Consider the following 15,526-nt stretch of genomic DNA (forward strand, 5'->3'; position numbering starts at 1 on the left):
AATACTGGATCACCCGCATTCGCGGGTGATGACGTGGGGACCAAAGCACATGTCCAACTCCAAAGCCGAGCTCCGTGCCAAAGCCCTCGCCAAGCGCGATGCGCTGAGCGAGAAGAAACGCATCGCGGCCGCCGCAAAGCTCGCCAAGCGCGGGCTGCCGTTCAAGCTGCTGTCCGGCAGCATCGTCTCCGGCTACTCGCCGATCCGCAGCGAGATCGATCCGATGCCGCTGCTCGCAAAGCTCGCGGAAGAGGGCGCCAGGCTGGCGCTGCCTTGCGTCACCGCGCGCGGCCAGTCGCTGATCTTCCGCATCTTCCATCCGAACGACCGCCTGATGCTCGGCCCGCTCGGCATTCCCGAACCTTCACCTGCTGCGGCCGAAGTCATTCCCGACATCATGCTGACGCCGCTCGCCGCCTTCGACCGCCTCGGCCATCGCATCGGCTATGGCGCCGGGCATTACGATTTCACCTTTGCGCATTTGCGCAAAACCAAGCACATCGTCGGCATCGGCGTTGCGTTTGCAGTGCAGGAGATCGAGGCGGTTCCGGCACTATCCCACGACGTGGCGCTGGATTATGTGCTAACGGAATCGGACGTGTTCGATTTCCGGAGTTCTGAAGTTGCGCATTCTCTTCGTGGGTGACGTCGTCGGCCGCAGCGGACGCGAGGCCGTTTCCGAATATCTCCCCGGCATGGTCAAGGACTGGTCGCTCGATCTCGTCGTCGTCAACGGCGAGAATTCGGCCGGTGGCTTCGGCATCACGGAAGCGATCTACCAGGAGTTTCTCGAGGCCGGCGCCGACGCGGTGACGCTCGGCAATCACTCCTGGGACCAGCGCGAGGCGCTGGTGTTCATCGAGCGCACCGACCGCCTGGTGCGCCCCGCCAACTATCCGCGCGGCACGCCCGGCCGCGGCGCCGCCTTGGTCGAGACCAAGAACGGCAAGCACGCCCTCGTCGTCAACGCGCTCGGCCGCGTCTTCATGACCCCGTTCGACGATCCCTTCGCCGCGCTCGAGCGCGAGCTTGGCGCCTGTCCGCTCGGCGTCGCCGCCGACGCCATCGTCGTCGACTTCCATTGCGAGGCCTCAAGCGAGAAGCAGGGCATCGGCTTCTTCTGCGACGGCCGCGCCAGCCTCGTCGTTGGCACGCACACGCATGTGCCGACCGCCGATCACCAGATCCTCTCGGGCGGCACCGCCTACATGACCGACGCCGGCATGACCGGCGACTACGATTCCATCATCGGTATGCAGAAGGAAGAGCCGCTGCGGAGGTTCACGTCAGGGATTCCGTCGGGACGTTTCGAGCCGGCCGCAGGCGCCGCGACGCTCAGCGGCGTCGCCGTGGAAACGGACGATGCGACAGGGCTCGCGCTCAAGATCGCGCCGGTGCGCGTGGGTGGAAGGCTGGAGCCGACGACGCCGAAATTCTGGTTGAGCTGAAGCGCGAGCGAAATCACCCGGTGTCGTCCCCGGACGATTATATCAAACTTTGCCCTCAGCAGCGGACATCGACGGGCAACAAGGGAACTCCGCTTTGGGCCACAAGCGGAAGTCAACAGTCATTGGCGGCTGCGAGCCCTTCTCTTCGACAGATTGGATTCCGTTCAAGAAGCTGTCCGCAACATTGGTGTCATCGTCGGCGAAGAACCATGTTGTATCTCGCCGATGATCTTGAAGCCGTGGCGTTCATAAAGGGAGATGTTTCGCGGATTCGAACTTTCGAGGTAGGCGGCGATGCCCTCCTCGTCGCATCGTCGAAGAGCGTGCTTCATCAACAATGTGCCGAGACCTTGGCCGATCCAGTTCGGATCGGAGGCAATGAGAGGCAGATACCAATGGGGCTCGTGGGGATGATGTTCGGCCATTCCCTGGAGCATGTGTCCAATATCATCGGCGATCTCCGGACGCAGGGATTGTGCCATGAGTGCGTCCATGGCCGTTTCATCGGGCTCGACGCCGGGCGGCAGCCACAGGGCGGCCGCGCGAGCCCCTTCTGTGATGTAAGCTGTGCCATGCTCGAATGCCCGTCCGCCAAATGCCTTGACGAATTGAGGCATAATCCTGAGATATTCGGATGAATCGGGCCAAACCCAACGCGCCATCGGATCGGCTGCAAAGCCAAGTACAATGGTGCTGATAGTGCTTGCCTGAATGTTGGCGCCCGCAGATTTGATTTCCGAGTCTGCGCTCATGATATCGTCTCCAAGTCGTCGATGGCGTCGGCCACATTCATTCTAAGATGCAGCACAGGATAGTGGCCGGGCGCTACGGCGTCGCGCGCAATCACGCGTCAATCTCAGGTGACCGCGCCCCGCGCCGCGACTGGCCAAAGTGCCTCCACGCGGGCATCGGGCGTGTTGAAGCCGCGCACGCCGACATACCAGTCGTAGAGATTGACGGTCGGGTCGCAATGGCCGGGGATCAGCGTCACCTTGTCGCCGATCGCCAATCGCGACGAAGCGCTGTCGAAATCGAGCAAGCCATGTTCGTCAGAGGGCCGATGATAGCGCAGATCGGGCCGGCCGAGCACGACCGGAAATCCGCTGTCGTTCGACAGGGCCTTGTGGCCGGCATCGATGACCGCGTGTTCGCCGGCGCCGGTGCTCATCACCGTCGCGATCACGAACAGCGCATGCTCGAACGGGTTGGCGTTGCGCGCCCCGTCGGCGAGGTTCTTGGCGTAGTCGGCGTCCATGAAGATATAGGAGCCCGCCTGCAATTCGTTCCAGATGCCGCTCGCGCCTTCGAGCTCGAATGTGCCGGTTCCCGCACCTCCAATCGTCCGGCACTGAAAGCCCGCGTCCTTGAGGACGCGCAGTGTCTCCGCGGTCGCGTTCGCGGCACCGGCGATGGCAGCGCGCCGCTCCTCCGGCGTGCGTAAATGTTGCGCAGAGCCGTGATAGGCCTGCAAGCCGCCGAACGATAGGAAGCGTGAAGCCGCCACCTGCCGCGCCAGGGTGGTCGCCGCCGGCCCCGGCCTGACGCCGCAGCGACCGGCGCCGACGTCGATTTCGACCAGGACTTCGATTTGCGATCCTGCCCGCTCCGCGGCGTGCGACAGTTGCTCGACCATGATCGCATCGTCCACGCAAACGCTGATGCGTGCGTGGCGCGCGAGGCCTGCGAGCCGTTCCAGCTTCCGCAGGCCCACCACCTCATTGCTGACGAGCACGTCACTCACCCCGCCCGCAACCAGGATCTCGGCCTCGGCGACCTTCTGGCAGCAGATGCCGATTGCGCCGCGCGCTATCTGCTTGGCCGCAATGATCGGTGATTTGTGGGTCTTCGCATGCGGACGCAAGCGAACGCCGAGCTTGCTCACCGCCGCCGCCATCGTGTCGAGATTGCGCTCGAAGGCGTCGAGGTCGATGATCAGCGCCGGTGTATCGATCTCGGAAAACGGCGCGCCGATTTGGGCGGGTGGACAGGACATCGAAAAGCCCGCTTGCTGTGTTCGGGTTCGCGCGGATGCGCGGCGGCATTTCTACGGCAACGTCGGCCGCCGCACCAGTGCAGTCGGCTTTTGTGCTCGGCGGACGGCGGGGAGAACCGCACGCCTCTCACAATTTCGGAATAATAGCATTTTGCCCCTGTTTTGCCCGACGAGTCAACGTGCGCCGGGGCCCGCCGGCGTAAGCCATTGATTCCGCACACCCCGGCTACTGTGCATGGGGTTGTTTTTAGGTTTTGAGTCAAAGGCCTTAGCGCCGCCCGTCAGCCCTGCCGGAATCCCATCCGGAAGGCGCCCCAGTGCTTGCCGCGGATCATGATCGGCGAGGACAGGTCCTTCATCAGCACGAACTGCCCGCCGCCCATGTCGCGGCGATAGGTTTGCAGCAGGAAGGGTTTTGTGTTGGCCGCGACCTTCTTCACCGCGCGGTCGGTGAACAGGCGGCGGTTGCGGCAATTGGCGTTGTTCCAGACCGGGTCCTTGCCCTGCGGCAGGCGGTAGTTCGGATTGTGGGTCGGAAGGTAGCCGCCCCGCGCCCAGGCGACGCAGAACACGATGCGCGGATCGGTCTTCTGGATCGGGTCCTGGATCGCGGGCAGCACGCGGTCGGTGAACTCGACGTAATTGGTGAGGTACTGCTTCGGATCGGTGCCTGATATCTCGCGGTAGGTCTCGTCCATGAGCTGGTCGAGCGTGATCTCGCCGCGGTCGATCGCAGCTTCGAACTCGGCCGAGATCCGCTTCGCGGTGTCGACGACGATGCGGATCAGCGGCGCGTCCGACGTCTCCACGCCGCTGTCGGCGATCAGCGCGATCAGGCCTTCGGAGGCGTCGAGCAGCTTTGCTACCCGCTCGTCGGCGCTTCGGAGGTCGCGCGAGGAGAGGTCGACGCCCTTGGCGAGCTCGTTGAGCTCGCTGATCACGGTGTCGCAGTGGCCGAGGTTGGAGGTCGCCGCGCGCGCGACGCCGTCGATCTCGGCTTCGACCGAGGCGAAGCCCTGCTGGACCCGCGAGATGATGCCGGAGATCGCTTGCGCGCCTTCGCCGGCGGTCTTGGCGCGCTGCGAGGCGTCGCTGCTCTCGCCGATCAGGCCTTCGATCTGGCCGTCGAGATCGCGCACCGTGTCGGAGATCTCATGCGTGGCCTGGCGCGTGGCATCCGCGAGGCTCTTGACCTCGCTCGCGACCACCGCGAAGCCGCGGCCGGCATTGCCGGCGCGCGCCGCCTCGATAGTGGCGTTGAGCGCGAGCAGATTGGTCTGCTTGGCGATCGCCTCGATCGAGCCGGAGACCTTCGCCACCTGCGCCAACGCCGCGCCGACGGCGGACAGGCGCGCCTCGATCCGCTCCACCGCCGCGACGAGCTCGGAGATGTGGCTGACCGCGGTGTCGACGGCGCCGCGCGACTGCGCGATCTCGCCGACCGCGGCCGACGTCGTGGTTTGCACCGCCTGCGAGGCATTGGCGATGTCGTGGTTGGCCGAGACCATCGTCTCGGCCGTCTTCTGCAAATGGTGAAACCGTTCCGACTGGCTCGCGACGCGGTTGGCGACGTCCTGGACGTTGCCGGCGATGTCGGCGAGCTCGACGCCGAGACCGCCGATGCGGTCGGCGAGCTGGTCGATCAGGCGTTCGGCCAGCGTCCGGTTGGAGGCAGTGTCCAATACGGCAAGTTGTGCAGAGGACATGTACGGGCTCTCTCCAGTCGGAGCCGTTGATCGGCTCCTTGGCGGCATTCCGATTCCAGATCCGACCTTAGAGGATGATTCGCGCCCGGCGTCTTGCCCAGGAGTGCAGGTGCGTGCAGGTGCGTGCACGCGCGGGAGCGCTACAGCTTGTAGGCCGTGCGGAAGCCGCCCCAGTGCCGGCCCTGCACGCGGATCGGGACGTCGATCTCCCGCATCATCACCGTGTTCCCGTTGCCCATGTCGCGCGCATAGCTCTGGACCAGGTACGATCGCAGGTTGCGCGCGGCGGCCAGCCCCGCCGGATCGTTGAAGATGCGCCGGTTGCGGCTGTTGGCCGTGTTCCAGGCGACGTCGCCCGGCCGCTGCGGATGCGAATAGATCTTGTTGTGCACCGGCAAAAAGCCGTTGCGGTCGACCATGGCGCAGAACGCCATCCGCGACTCCCGCGCCAGAAAGGCTTCCTGGAACGGCGGCAGGGCGCGATCGGCCCAGTCGAGATATTTGGTGCGGTATTGCTGCGGATTGGTGCCGGCGATTTCCAAATAGTCCGTGTCGAAGAGGTCGTCGAGCTTGACCTCGCCGCGCGCAACCGCCTGCTCGAATATCTGCGTCAGCGCATTGCCGGCTTCCATGGCACGGGTGACGAACTCGGTGTTCTCCTCATGGATCGACCAGAGCTTGTCCTCGATCTTCTCGTTGAGAGCGGCGGTGGCGCCGACGAATTGCGCGCGGGCGCCGGCCTTGGATTGCTCGATCACGCGCAGGCGGCAGGCGCCGATGTCCGCTAAGCTGCCTTCGATCGTCGCTTGCGTTGCCAGCCGGCTTGCGTCGGCGCCGCCGATCAGCACGCCCTCCATCGCGATTTCATAGACCGGCATCACGGCGCGCGCGGTTTCGAATTTGAGGTGGCAGGGCAGCCGCTCGGTCTTGCGGCGGTCGTCGTGCTCGCTCTGGCGCAGCAGCACCGCGCAGCGCGATTTCAGCTTCTGGGCGAAGGTGGTGACGGCCTTGCCGGCGCTGGCGACGCTCTCGCCATGGGTCTCGGCCGCCTTGGTCGCCGCGTCGATCTCGGCCGCGCTCTTGCCGACCGAGATGATGAACTCCGAGGCGCTGGCGGCATTGCCGGAGACTTCGCTGGTCGTGGCATTCTGCTCGGCGACCGCGCCGTTGACGGTGTCGAACACCGGACGGATCGCCTCGATCGCCTGCGAGATGCGGTGCACGGCGTCCGCCGAGCCGGCGGCGTCGCGCTGCAATGCGTCGATCTTCTTCGTGATCTCCTCGGTCGCACTCTGGGTCTGCACCGCGAGCGCCTTGACCTCGGTGGCAACGACGGCAAAGCCTTTTCCGGCTGCGCCCGCGCGCGCGGCCTCGATCGTCGAGTTGAGCGCGAGCAGCGTGGTCTGCCGCGCGATCTGCGCGATCAAATTGACGACGTTGCCGATGGCGGCGGAGGATTCGCGCAGGCGGTCGACATTGGCGCGGGCTTCCTGCGCGGCGGCGCTGGCCTCGTCGGCGAGCTTGCCGGCTTCCCGGACCTGCGCGCCGATCCCTTGCGCGGACTGGGTGAACTTGTCGGCGGCATGGGCGAAGGTGGAGGCGGTGGATTGCGCCGCGTTGGTCCGGCCGGTCAGGGCGTCGGTGCGGTCGCGAATGGCAGCGAGGGTCGCCGCGGTCGCCTCGGCGCCGCCGGCCACCGAATTGGCGGCGCGCTCGAGCTGGCGGATCATGGCGCCGAGCTCGAGTTCCAGCAATTCCAGGATTTCCCGGGCCGAATCACTTTCGGCGGTCGGGGCGGGTGCGGCAGGGGCCGCCGGCTGCGCAGCCTCCGGGCCTGCCGCGGGCGCGGCCGTGTCCGGCAGACGCTTCCGAAATAATCCGAACGCCATCGGGTCTCTCTTGTCGGGGGACGGTCGGGCGCTATTTTCGCAGTCCGGAATGAAATCAGGGTTAACGGTGCCCATCTAGGCAGGCGCCGTTACGGCGGCTACCTTTACAGTGCTACCTCAGGCGCAGCCGAGCCCTTTGATTCCGGTGGGTTGGCGGCCTATAAGGCCGCGCTTCCCACGCTCATCTTTGGCTGACGATTTCTCAAGAGACCACGCATGGCCGGACATTCCCAATTCAAGAACATCATGCACCGCAAGGGGCGGCAGGATGCCCAGAAGTCGAAACTGTTCGGCAAGCTGGCGCGGGAAATCACCGTCGCTGCCAAGCTGGGCACCCCCGACCCCGCCATGAACCCGCGCCTGCGCGCCGCCGTGATCGCTGCGCGCCAGGAGAACATGCCGAAGGACAATATCGAGCGCGCCATCAAGAAGGCGCTCGGCAGCGACGGCGAGAACTATGACGAGATCCGCTACGAGGGCTACGGCCCCGGCGGCGTCGCCGTCATCGTCGAGGCGCTGACCGACAATCGCAACCGCGCCGCCTCCGACATCCGCTCCTTCTTCACCAAGTCCGGCGGCAATCTCGGCGAAACCGGCTCGGTCTCCTTCATGTTCGACCGCACCGGCATCATCGAATACGACCGCAGCGTCGCCTCCGACGATGCGGTGCTGGATGCCGCGATCGAGGCCGGCGCCGACGACGTCGTCTCGGGCGAGAACGGTCACGAGATCTACGCTTCGACGGAAAGCTATCGCGATGTCGCCAAGGCGCTGGAAGCCAAGTTCGGCGAGCCGCGCAAGGCCGCGCTGATCTGGAAGCCGCAGAACACGGTTGCGGTCGACGACGAGACCGGCGAGAAGCTCCTGAAGCTGATGGACCTGCTCAACGAGCACGACGACGTGCAGAACGTCTACGCCAATTTCGAGGTGTCGGACGCGCTTGTTGCGAAGATGGGCGGGTAGGGCTCGACGGCCCTACTTCCCTTGTTACTTCCGTTCTGTTTCTGTTTCCTCCAGGGCAGCCAGCCGCTATCACTGGCGCATGACCGCGCTCCCGATTCGTGGCCCCGTTCGCATCATCGGCATCGACCCCGGCCTGCGCCGCACCGGCTGGGGCGTGATCGAGGCCGAGGGCAATCGCTTGGCCTACGTCGCCTGCGGCTCGGTGGAACCGCCGGACGATTTGCCGCTGGCGAGCCGCCTGCTCGCGATCCATGAGGGGCTCGCTTCCGTCTTGTCCGATCACCGGCCGGTGGAAGCGGCGGTGGAGCAGACCTTCGTCAACAAGGACGGCGTTGCGACGCTGAAGCTCGGCCAGGCCCGCGGCGTCGCCATGCTGGCGCCGGCAATGTTCGGCATCTCTGTCGCCGAATACGCGCCGAACCAGGTCAAGAAGACCGTGGTCGGCGCCGGCCACGCCGACAAGCAACAGATCGCGATGATGCTGAAAATTCTGCTGCCGAAGGCTGAGCCGCCGTCCGCGGACGCAGCCGACGCGCTCGCCATCGCCATCACCCACGCCCATCACCGCCAGAGCACCGCTCTCAGGCTGAAGGTGGTGGGGATATGATCGGCAAGCTCAAGGGCTTGATCGATTCCTACGGCGAGGATTTCGTCATCCTCGACGTTGGCGGCGTCGGCTATCAGGTACATTGCTCCTCGCGCACCTTGCAGCATCTGCCCTCGCCGGGTGAGGCCGCTGTGCTGTCGATCGAGACCTATGTCCGCGAGGACCAGATCAAACTGTTCGGCTTCCGCACCGATCAGGAGCGCGAATGGTTTCGCCTGCTCCAGACCGTGCAGGGCGTCGGCGCCAAGGTCGCGCTGGCCGTGCTCGGCACGCTGTCGCCGGCCGATCTCGCCAATGCCATCGCGCTGCGCGACAAGGCCGCGGTGGCGCGAACGCCCGGTGTCGGCCCGAAGGTCGCCGAGCGGATCGTCACCGAATTGAAGGACAAGGCGCCGGCCTTTGCCAATGTCGATCCCGCCGTCGTGCATCTCGCCGGCGCCGTCGACGACCAGCGCGCGCCGCGCCCCGTCGCGGATGCGATCTCTGCGCTGGTCAATCTCGGCTACGGCCAGCCGCAGGCCGCCGCGGCGATTGCATCGGCCTCGCGCAGCGCGGGTGAGGGCGCCGAGACGGCGCAGCTGATTCGGCTCGGGCTGAAGGAATTGGCAAAGTGAGTGCGTCAATGGTCAGTCTCGTAGGGTGGGCAAAGCGAAGCGTGCCCACCATCTACAAAGCGAGCAGCGACATGGTGGGCACGGCGCGAAGTGCGCCTTTGCCCACCCTACGATCCGATGGAGTTCGCTGAGTGAGCGACCCCAAGGCCAGCCGCATGGTCTCGCCCGAGCGCCGCAGCGATGATGTCGGCGACACCGCGCTGCGGCCGCAATCGCTGTCCGACTTCGTCGGCCAGGCGCAGGCGCGCAAGAATCTCTCGATCTTCATCGAAGCGGCGCGCAAGCGCGGCGAGGCGCTGGACCACGTGCTGTTCGTAGGTCCCCCGGGGCTCGGCAAGACCACGCTGGCGCAGATCGTGGCGAAGGAGCTCGGCGTCGGTTTCCGCGCCACCTCGGGGCCCGTGATCGCCAAGGCCGGCGATCTTGCCGCCCTCTTGACCAATCTCGAAGAGCGCGACGTGCTCTTCATCGACGAGATCCATCGCCTCAGCCCCGCGGTGGAAGAGGTGCTCTATCCCGCGATGGAGGACTTTCAGCTCGACCTCATCATCGGCGAGGGCCCGGCGGCGCGCTCGGTCAAGATCGAGCTGTCGAAATTCACGCTGGTCGGCGCCACCACGCGCGCCGGCCTTCTCACCAATCCCTTGCGCGACCGTTTTGGCATTCCGGTCCGGCTCAACTTCTACACGATCGAGGAGTTGGAGAGCATCGTCAGCCGCGGCGCGCGCGTGCTCAACGTCGGCATGAGCGCCGATGGCGCCAACGAGATCGCGCGCCGCGCCCGCGGCACGCCGCGCATCGCCGGCCGCCTGCTCCGCCGCGTGCGCGATTTCGCCTCGGCGGCCGATGCCGACAAGATTGACCGTAAGATTGCCGACCATGCGCTGAGCGCGCTCGAGGTCGATGCCGCAGGGCTGGACGCGATGGATCGGCGCTATCTCTCGACCATCGCGCTCAACTATGGCGGCGGACCGGTCGGCGTCGAGACCATGGCTGCGGCCTTGTCGGAGCCGCGCGACGCCATCGAGGACATCATCGAGCCCTATCTGATCCAGTGCGGCTATCTGCAGCGCACCCCGCGCGGCCGCCTGCTGACCTCGCACGCCTTCCGTCATCTCGGCATCGCCGAACCCTCGCGCGATGCGGCGGCGCAGTTCGGCCTGTTCGGCACGGATGATAGCGACGAGTGAGCTGCTGAACCTCGCGCCGTTCCGCCTATGATGAATTTCCGTTAACCTCGTGCAGACGATCTGCACGAACGCACCCCAATTCCGCTCCAATCGGATATCATCAAGGCGCCGCATCATCATCGGGCTTCCATGATCACGCGCCGTCATCTTATCCGTTCCATTGGCGGTCTGTCCGCCCTCGGCGTCTCGACCGCAGCCTACGGCGTCGGTGTCGAGCCGGTGCTGCGCCTTCGCGTCACGCGCTATCATCCGATGCCGCGGCAGTGGCCGGCGGATTTTCCGCTGAAGATTGCCGCCATCGCTGACATCCATGCCTGCGATCCCTGGATGTCGCTGGAGCGCATCGAGGGCATCGTCGACCGGACCAACGCGCTCAACGCCGATCTCATCGTGCTGCTCGGCGACTATGTCGCCGGCCTTCACCACGTCACGCGCTTCATTCCGTCGAGCGAATGGGCAAGGGTGCTGGCGCGCCTGAAGGCGCCCCTCGGCGTTCATGCCGTTATGGGCAACCACGACTATTGGGATGACAGAACCGTGCAGCAGGCAGGGCACGGGCCGACCATCGCGCATCGGGCGCTGGAGGCGGCCGGCATCCCCGTCTACGAGAATGATGCCGTCCGCCTCACCAAGGACGGCCGTCCGTTCTGGCTTGCCGGCCTCGGCGATCAGCTCGCCTTCCTGCCGGCGCGGCGCTTCCGGAGCATGGCGCACTTCGGTGCCGACGATCTCAATGCTACGCTGGCGAAGATCACCGACGATGCGCCGGTCATCCTGCTCGCGCACGAGCCCAATGTCGCTCCGCTCGTGCCCGCGCGCGTCGCGCTGCAATTGTCCGGCCATACCCATGGCGGCCAGGTCCGCCTGCTCGGCTGGTCACCGGCCGTCGCGCCCAGGAACGGCCTGCGTCTCGCCTATGGCCATTTCCGCCTGAAATGCGATCTCATCGTGTCCGGCGGCCTCGGTTGCAGCATCATGCCGCTCCGCTTCGGCGTGCCGCCTGAGATCGTCGAGGTGACGCTGGGAAGGTCAGGACCGGTCGTGTCCTAACACGCTTGCGCGTCCGGCTGTTTTTGCGCAAAACGTGCCGGTTACCGACCAGCGAAGAGGCTCCGGACGTGACAGCTCATCTCGACGGCGAGATCCGCGACGGCCGCCACCACATGCAGGTCCGGGTCTATTACGAGGACACGGATTTTTCCGGCATCGTCTATCATGCCAATTACCTGCGCTACATGGAGCGCGGACGCACCAATCATCTCAGGCTGATGGGTGCCGAGCAGCAGGTGCTGTTCGAGCAGACCGAGACGGACGGCGCGGGCTTCGCCTTCGTGGTGCGCTCGATGCATCTGGACTTCCTGAAGCCCGCGCGAATGGACGACGTGCTCGACGTCGTGACCTGGCCGGTCGCGGTGAAAGGGGCGTCAATCATGCTGGCGCAGGAGGTGCGGCGCGGTGACGACGTGCTGGTGAAAGCCGAGGTCCGCGTCGCCTTCATCAGCGGCGGCCGGGCCCAGCCGATTCCGAAGTCGATCCGCCAGCTGATGAAGGCCGATCTGGTTACGTGATCGCTCGATAGCGGATCGCCTATCGACTCCGCCAATTGCGACGATACATTCGCTGACACGATCAACCGATGAGGCCACCATGTCGCGCCCGCCGCTTCCACCCTTCACCCGCGAGACCGCCGCGCAAAAGGCCCGCATGGCCGAGGACGCCTGGAATTCACGCGATCCGGTGCGGGTCTCGCTCGCCTATACCGAGGACAGCCGCTGGCGCAACCGTTCGGAAGTGTTTCAGGGCCGCGAGGCCATCGTCGCCTTCCTCACCCGCAAATGGGAGAAGGAGCAGGATTACCGCCTGATCAAGGACCTCTGGGCCTTCGACGGCAACCGGATCGCGGTGCGCTTCCAGTACGAATGGCACGATGCGAGCGGCCAGTGGTACCGCTCCTACGGCAACGAGCAATGGGAGTTCGACGAGCACGGCCTGATGAAGCGGCGCGAGGCCTCGATCAACGACATCGCCATTGCGGAGAAGGATCGCCGGTTTCACTGGGCGGCGCCGGGCCCGCGGCCGGCCGATGTGCCGGGGCTGGGAAGCGAGCCGTTCTGAAATTAACAAAGCGACCGCTGCTTCACCCTCTCCCGTTGCGGGAGAGGGTGGCTCGCCGCATAGCGGCGAGACGGGTGAGGGGTCTCTCTCCTCACGAGCAGTCCGGCGAATGGATAGAACCCCTCATCCGGCGCTTCGCGCCACCATCTCCCGCAAGGGGAGAAGGGAAGACGAGTGCGTCTCGAGCTTCGTAGTCAGGTGCGCTTAGCCAGAAACCGCGTAATCGCCCCGCCGAGCTTCGCATTATCCATCGGCTCCGCCAGCGACGCCCTCGCCGTGGCAACGACATCCTCAGGTGCCTTGCCATCGCGCAGATCGCAGCACACTTGCGCGAACCCGACATCGAATTCCGGATGCGGCTGCACTGTCAGCGTCGCGCCATTGGCATAGAGCAGGCCGGCATGCGGGGTGAATTCGGAGGAGAGGATCGTCAGCGCATCGCTTGGCGGCTCGATCACCTGGTCCTGATGCGAGGCGGCGACCGCGACCGCTTCACCGTCGATGAGGCCGTTCTCCGGCAGCACCTGATAGACATGCCGGCCGATGCCCCAGCCCTGTTCTGATTTGCGCACGGTGCCGCCGAGCGCCTGCGCGATCAGCTGGTGGCCGAAGCAGACACCGACCATCGGTGTCTTGTTGGCGTAAGCCGTCCGCACGAAATCTTCCAGCGGCGCGATCCAGTCGAGCCCGTCATAGACCCCGGCCGCCGCGCCGGTAATGAGGATGGCCTCGAGCTTGCTCGGATCGGGCAGCGCATCGCCGTTGGGAATGCTGACGACCTCGATCGTCGCGGCCGGCTCCTCGGCGCGGATCATGCGCGAGAACATGTCCGGAAACGAACCGTGGCGCTCTCGGTATTTTTGCGGCACCTCTCCGGTCTCGATGATGGTGATGCGTGCCATGGGCCTCCCGGTCAAAAGGTTGCGAAGCTCAGCCGCTTTCTGCCCCCTGTTGCTGGTGCGGCGCTGTGCGCTCGAGCAGAGCGCTCTCCTTGCGGATCTCGTTGAGAAAGGCCTTGGCCAGACGCGACAGCGGCTCGGCTTCAGACCATAGCATATAGGCGACCGCCTGCGTCGTCGGCGTGAACGGACGGACGACGAGGCCGCTGCCGCCGTTCTGCCGCGGCGAGAAAGGATCGACCACCGCCGCGCCGACGCCGGCGGCGGCCAGCACGCAGGCCGTGTTGCAGTAGCGCACCTCGATCGTCGGCCGGAACGGCGCGCCGGCGCGGGCAAAGCTGTCGCGCACGGCTTCGCCGAGCCGCGTGCCGCGTTCGAGCCCGATGAAGGGTAGGCCGGAGAGATCGGAAGCGGAGATCATCGGCCGGTCGGCGAGTGGATGCTGTGGCGGCAGCACGCAGACCATCTCGCCGGTGTGCACCACCTCATGCGCGATGCCGGGATGATGCGTGAGGCCGAGCGCGAAGCCGAGCTCGGCGACGCGGCTCAGCACACCCTCGATGATGCCCTCGTAGCGCCGTACGTCGAAGAACACCCGCGTCTCCGGGCGGCGTCGCAGGAAGCCCGACAACGCGGACGGAATGATGCTGTACGCGAGCGGCGGCGTCGCCACGATGGCGAGATGCCCGGACCGGTTCTCGCGCAAATCGCGCATGCGGTTCTCGAGCTTGGCGTGCAGCGCGAAGATCGCCTCGCTCTCCTTGTAGAGCGCCATCGCTTCGGCGGTTGGAAACAGCCGGTTGTTGACGCGCTCGAACAGCGCAAAGCCCGCCTGCGCCTCCATCGTCTTCAGCGCGTTGCTGACCGCCGGCTGCGACAGCGCCAGCTCGTCCGCCGCCGCCACCGTGGTGCGGTGGCGGATCACGGCGCGAAGGATCTCGAGCTGACGCAGGTTCATATCACTGCCGATTATAGTCAGGGCCAAAACATCATAGCAACGCGAATTGATTTTGCAGCACCGCTCGCCCGTAATGGCAGCGGATTTGCACGTCGCATCAAAGGGTTCGTTCGCCCATTGAGGCAGCACTGCGCACAGATTGGAGGCAATCTTGGTTCGTGTCCTTCGCGCCGCAGCCGCTCAGATGGGGCCGACGCAAAAAGCCGATACGCGCGAACACACGTTGTCGCGGATGCTCGACATGCTGGAGGAGGCGGCCGGTCGGGGTGCGAGCCTTGTGGTGTTTCCGGAGCTCGCCTTCACCACCTTCTTCCCGCGCTGGCTGCTCGAAGGCGAGGCCCTCGACCGGTATTTCGAGCGCAGCATGCCGAACCCCGCGGTGGCAAAGCTATTCGATCGCGCACGTGCGCTGCGCGTCGGCTTCTATGTCGGCTATGCCGAGCTGACGCCGGAGGGGCGGCGCTACAATTGCTCCATCCTGGTCGATCGCGACGGCGAGGTTCTCGGCCGCTATCGCAAGGTGCATCTGCCGGGCTCGGTCGAGCCGCGTCCGGGCGCGCGCTACCAGCAACTCGAGAAGCGCTACTTCGAATATGGCGACCTCGGCTTTCCCGCCTTCCGCGCTGGCTCGTCCTGGGCCCATGCCATCATGGGCATGATGATCTGCAATGATCGTCGCTGGCCGGAATCCTGGCGCGTGCTCGGTCTGCAAGGAGTCGAGCTCGTCTGCATCGGCTACAATTCGGCGGCCTACGATCCCAACGGCGGCACGACCGAAGACGGAGCCTTGCGCACCTTCCACTCGACGCTGGTGACGCAGGCCAACGCCTACATGAACGCGACCTGGGCGATTTCGGTTGCGAAGGCGGGCGAGGAGGACGGCTCCGGCCTGATCGGCGGCTCCTGCATCGTTGATCCCAACGGCCGCATCGTCGCGCAGGCGCAGACGCTGGCCGACGAGGTGATCGTCGCCGACATCGATCTCGACCTCTGCCGCCAGGGCAAGGACAAGATGTTCAACTTCGCCGCCCACCGGCGGCCCGACCAATACAGGGTGATCACCGAGCGTGCCGGAATCATCGAGCCGGCCGTTCTCGACGCGGATTGACCAACGGCCGGTCGCAGCATTGACAAAAGGAGCTGA

Annotated in this window: 16 protein-coding genes; 10 read left to right on the forward strand and 6 right to left on the reverse strand. The window is 65.6% G+C overall.

The window, feature by feature from the left end; all coding sequences use genetic code 11:
- The first annotated feature begins 49 nt into the window (after positions 1 to 49).
- Together XF30_RS09050 and XF30_RS09055 are read left to right on the forward strand one after the other, a co-directional pair.
- The gene (locus tag XF30_RS09050; RefSeq protein WP_109142462.1) at positions 50 to 646 is read left to right on the forward strand and encodes a 5-formyltetrahydrofolate cyclo-ligase; all 597 of its coding nucleotides are present in this window, start codon (positions 50 to 52) and stop codon (positions 644 to 646) included.
- A complete protein-coding gene (locus tag XF30_RS09055; RefSeq protein WP_192893083.1) occupies positions 624 to 1,448 on the forward strand; it encodes a TIGR00282 family metallophosphoesterase in 825 nt (274 codons plus the stop codon). The genes XF30_RS09050 and XF30_RS09055 overlap by 23 nt, the downstream gene beginning before the upstream one ends.
- Positions 1,449 to 1,612: 164 nt before the next feature.
- On the opposite strand, the gene XF30_RS09060 is transcribed toward XF30_RS09055, so the two are convergent.
- The 4 genes from XF30_RS09060 to XF30_RS09075 all read right to left on the reverse strand — a co-directional run bounded on the left by XF30_RS09060 (position 1,613) and on the right by XF30_RS09075 (position 7,036).
- On the reverse strand, positions 1,613 to 2,200 hold the full coding sequence (locus tag XF30_RS09060) for a GNAT family N-acetyltransferase (protein WP_085971997.1): 588 nt from the start codon (positions 2,198 to 2,200) through the stop codon (positions 1,613 to 1,615).
- A 104-nt stretch (positions 2,201 to 2,304) separates the two neighbouring features.
- Positions 2,305 to 3,441 carry a DSD1 family PLP-dependent enzyme gene (locus tag XF30_RS09065; RefSeq protein WP_109142463.1) on the reverse strand — a complete coding sequence of 379 codons (1,137 nt, stop codon included), beginning with the start codon at positions 3,439 to 3,441 and terminating at the stop codon, positions 2,305 to 2,307.
- A gap of 281 nt (positions 3,442 to 3,722) precedes the next feature.
- A complete protein-coding gene (locus XF30_RS09070; protein WP_109142464.1) occupies positions 3,723 to 5,147 on the reverse strand; it encodes a methyl-accepting chemotaxis protein in 1,425 nt (474 codons plus the stop codon).
- 140 nt (positions 5,148 to 5,287) lie between these two features.
- Positions 5,288 to 7,036: a methyl-accepting chemotaxis protein gene (locus XF30_RS09075; protein WP_109142465.1), complete on the reverse strand. Its 1,749-nt coding sequence runs from the start codon at positions 7,034 to 7,036 to the stop codon at positions 5,288 to 5,290.
- A 216-nt stretch (positions 7,037 to 7,252) separates the two neighbouring features.
- Here XF30_RS09075 and XF30_RS09080 point away from each other — a divergent pair, with 216 nt between their 5' ends.
- From XF30_RS09080 to XF30_RS09110, 7 genes are all read left to right on the forward strand, one after another.
- Positions 7,253 to 7,999, forward strand: a complete 747-nt coding sequence (locus XF30_RS09080; RefSeq protein WP_035998371.1) for a YebC/PmpR family DNA-binding transcriptional regulator — start codon at positions 7,253 to 7,255, stop codon at positions 7,997 to 7,999.
- A 79-nt stretch (positions 8,000 to 8,078) separates the two neighbouring features.
- Positions 8,079 to 8,606 carry a crossover junction endodeoxyribonuclease RuvC gene (gene ruvC / locus XF30_RS09085; protein ID WP_057028112.1) on the forward strand — a complete coding sequence of 176 codons (528 nt, stop codon included), beginning with the start codon at positions 8,079 to 8,081 and terminating at the stop codon, positions 8,604 to 8,606.
- The gene (ruvA, locus tag XF30_RS09090; protein ID WP_035998377.1) at positions 8,603 to 9,220 is read left to right on the forward strand and encodes a Holliday junction branch migration protein RuvA; all 618 of its coding nucleotides are present in this window, start codon (positions 8,603 to 8,605) and stop codon (positions 9,218 to 9,220) included. Before ruvC ends, ruvA begins: the two co-directional genes overlap by 4 nt.
- A gap of 131 nt (positions 9,221 to 9,351) precedes the next feature.
- Entirely contained in the window at positions 9,352 to 10,410 is a 1,059-nt protein-coding gene (gene ruvB / locus XF30_RS09095; RefSeq protein WP_109142466.1) for a Holliday junction branch migration DNA helicase RuvB, read from the forward strand.
- 129 nt (positions 10,411 to 10,539) lie between these two features.
- On the forward strand, positions 10,540 to 11,460 hold the full coding sequence (locus XF30_RS09100; protein ID WP_109142467.1) for a metallophosphoesterase: 921 nt from the start codon (positions 10,540 to 10,542) through the stop codon (positions 11,458 to 11,460).
- Between the two features lie 68 nt (positions 11,461 to 11,528).
- Positions 11,529 to 11,978: a tol-pal system-associated acyl-CoA thioesterase gene (gene ybgC / locus XF30_RS09105; protein WP_036021745.1), complete on the forward strand. Its 450-nt coding sequence runs from the start codon at positions 11,529 to 11,531 to the stop codon at positions 11,976 to 11,978.
- Between the two features lie 79 nt (positions 11,979 to 12,057).
- Positions 12,058 to 12,525, forward strand: coding sequence for a nuclear transport factor 2 family protein (locus tag XF30_RS09110; RefSeq protein WP_035998395.1), 468 nt, complete (start codon positions 12,058 to 12,060; stop codon positions 12,523 to 12,525).
- A 194-nt stretch (positions 12,526 to 12,719) separates the two neighbouring features.
- Here the strand turns inward: XF30_RS09110 and XF30_RS09115 are convergent, their stop codons facing one another.
- Entirely contained in the window at positions 12,720 to 13,427 is a 708-nt protein-coding gene (locus XF30_RS09115) for a type 1 glutamine amidotransferase (protein ID WP_109142468.1), read from the reverse strand.
- Positions 13,428 to 13,455: 28 nt separating this feature from the next.
- Positions 13,456 to 14,382 carry a LysR family transcriptional regulator gene (locus tag XF30_RS09120; RefSeq protein WP_109142469.1) on the reverse strand — a complete coding sequence of 309 codons (927 nt, stop codon included), beginning with the start codon at positions 14,380 to 14,382 and terminating at the stop codon, positions 13,456 to 13,458.
- Between the two features lie 151 nt (positions 14,383 to 14,533).
- Between XF30_RS09120 and XF30_RS09125 the strand changes: the two genes are divergently transcribed.
- Entirely contained in the window at positions 14,534 to 15,490 is a 957-nt protein-coding gene (locus XF30_RS09125) for an N-carbamoyl-D-amino-acid hydrolase (RefSeq protein WP_074447730.1), read from the forward strand.
- Positions 15,491 to 15,526 lie beyond the last annotated feature (36 nt).

It is taken from the genome of Bradyrhizobium sp. SUTN9-2, assembly GCF_003122645.1.
Lineage (GTDB): Bacteria > Pseudomonadota > Alphaproteobacteria > Rhizobiales > Xanthobacteraceae > Bradyrhizobium > Bradyrhizobium yuanmingense.

What these genes read in the sequence shown, in the direction of transcription:
- ruvC (WP_057028112.1), top strand. Translation starts at nt 8,079, where the DNA reads ATGACCGCGCTCCCGATTCGTGGCCCCGTTCGCATCATCGGCATCGAC.
- XF30_RS09080 (WP_035998371.1), top strand. Translation starts at nt 7,253, where the DNA reads ATGGCCGGACATTCCCAATTCAAGAACATCATGCACCGCAAGGGGCGG.
- XF30_RS09070 (WP_109142464.1), bottom strand. Translation starts at nt 5,147, where the DNA reads ATGTCCTCTGCACAACTTGCCGTATTGGACACTGCCTCCAACCGGACG.
- XF30_RS09060 (WP_085971997.1), bottom strand. Translation starts at nt 2,200, where the DNA reads ATGAGCGCAGACTCGGAAATCAAATCTGCGGGCGCCAACATTCAGGCA.
- XF30_RS09100 (WP_109142467.1), top strand. Translation starts at nt 10,540, where the DNA reads ATGATCACGCGCCGTCATCTTATCCGTTCCATTGGCGGTCTGTCCGCC.
- XF30_RS09115 (WP_109142468.1), bottom strand. Translation starts at nt 13,427, where the DNA reads ATGGCACGCATCACCATCATCGAGACCGGAGAGGTGCCGCAAAAATAC.
- XF30_RS09110 (WP_035998395.1), top strand. Translation starts at nt 12,058, where the DNA reads ATGTCGCGCCCGCCGCTTCCACCCTTCACCCGCGAGACCGCCGCGCAA.
- XF30_RS09120 (WP_109142469.1), bottom strand. Translation starts at nt 14,382, where the DNA reads ATGAACCTGCGTCAGCTCGAGATCCTTCGCGCCGTGATCCGCCACCGC.
- ruvA (WP_035998377.1), top strand. Translation starts at nt 8,603, where the DNA reads ATGATCGGCAAGCTCAAGGGCTTGATCGATTCCTACGGCGAGGATTTC.
- XF30_RS09050 (WP_109142462.1), top strand. Translation starts at nt 50, where the DNA reads ATGTCCAACTCCAAAGCCGAGCTCCGTGCCAAAGCCCTCGCCAAGCGC.
- XF30_RS09065 (WP_109142463.1), bottom strand. Translation starts at nt 3,441, where the DNA reads ATGTCCTGTCCACCCGCCCAAATCGGCGCGCCGTTTTCCGAGATCGAT.
- XF30_RS09075 (WP_109142465.1), bottom strand. Translation starts at nt 7,036, where the DNA reads ATGGCGTTCGGATTATTTCGGAAGCGTCTGCCGGACACGGCCGCGCCC.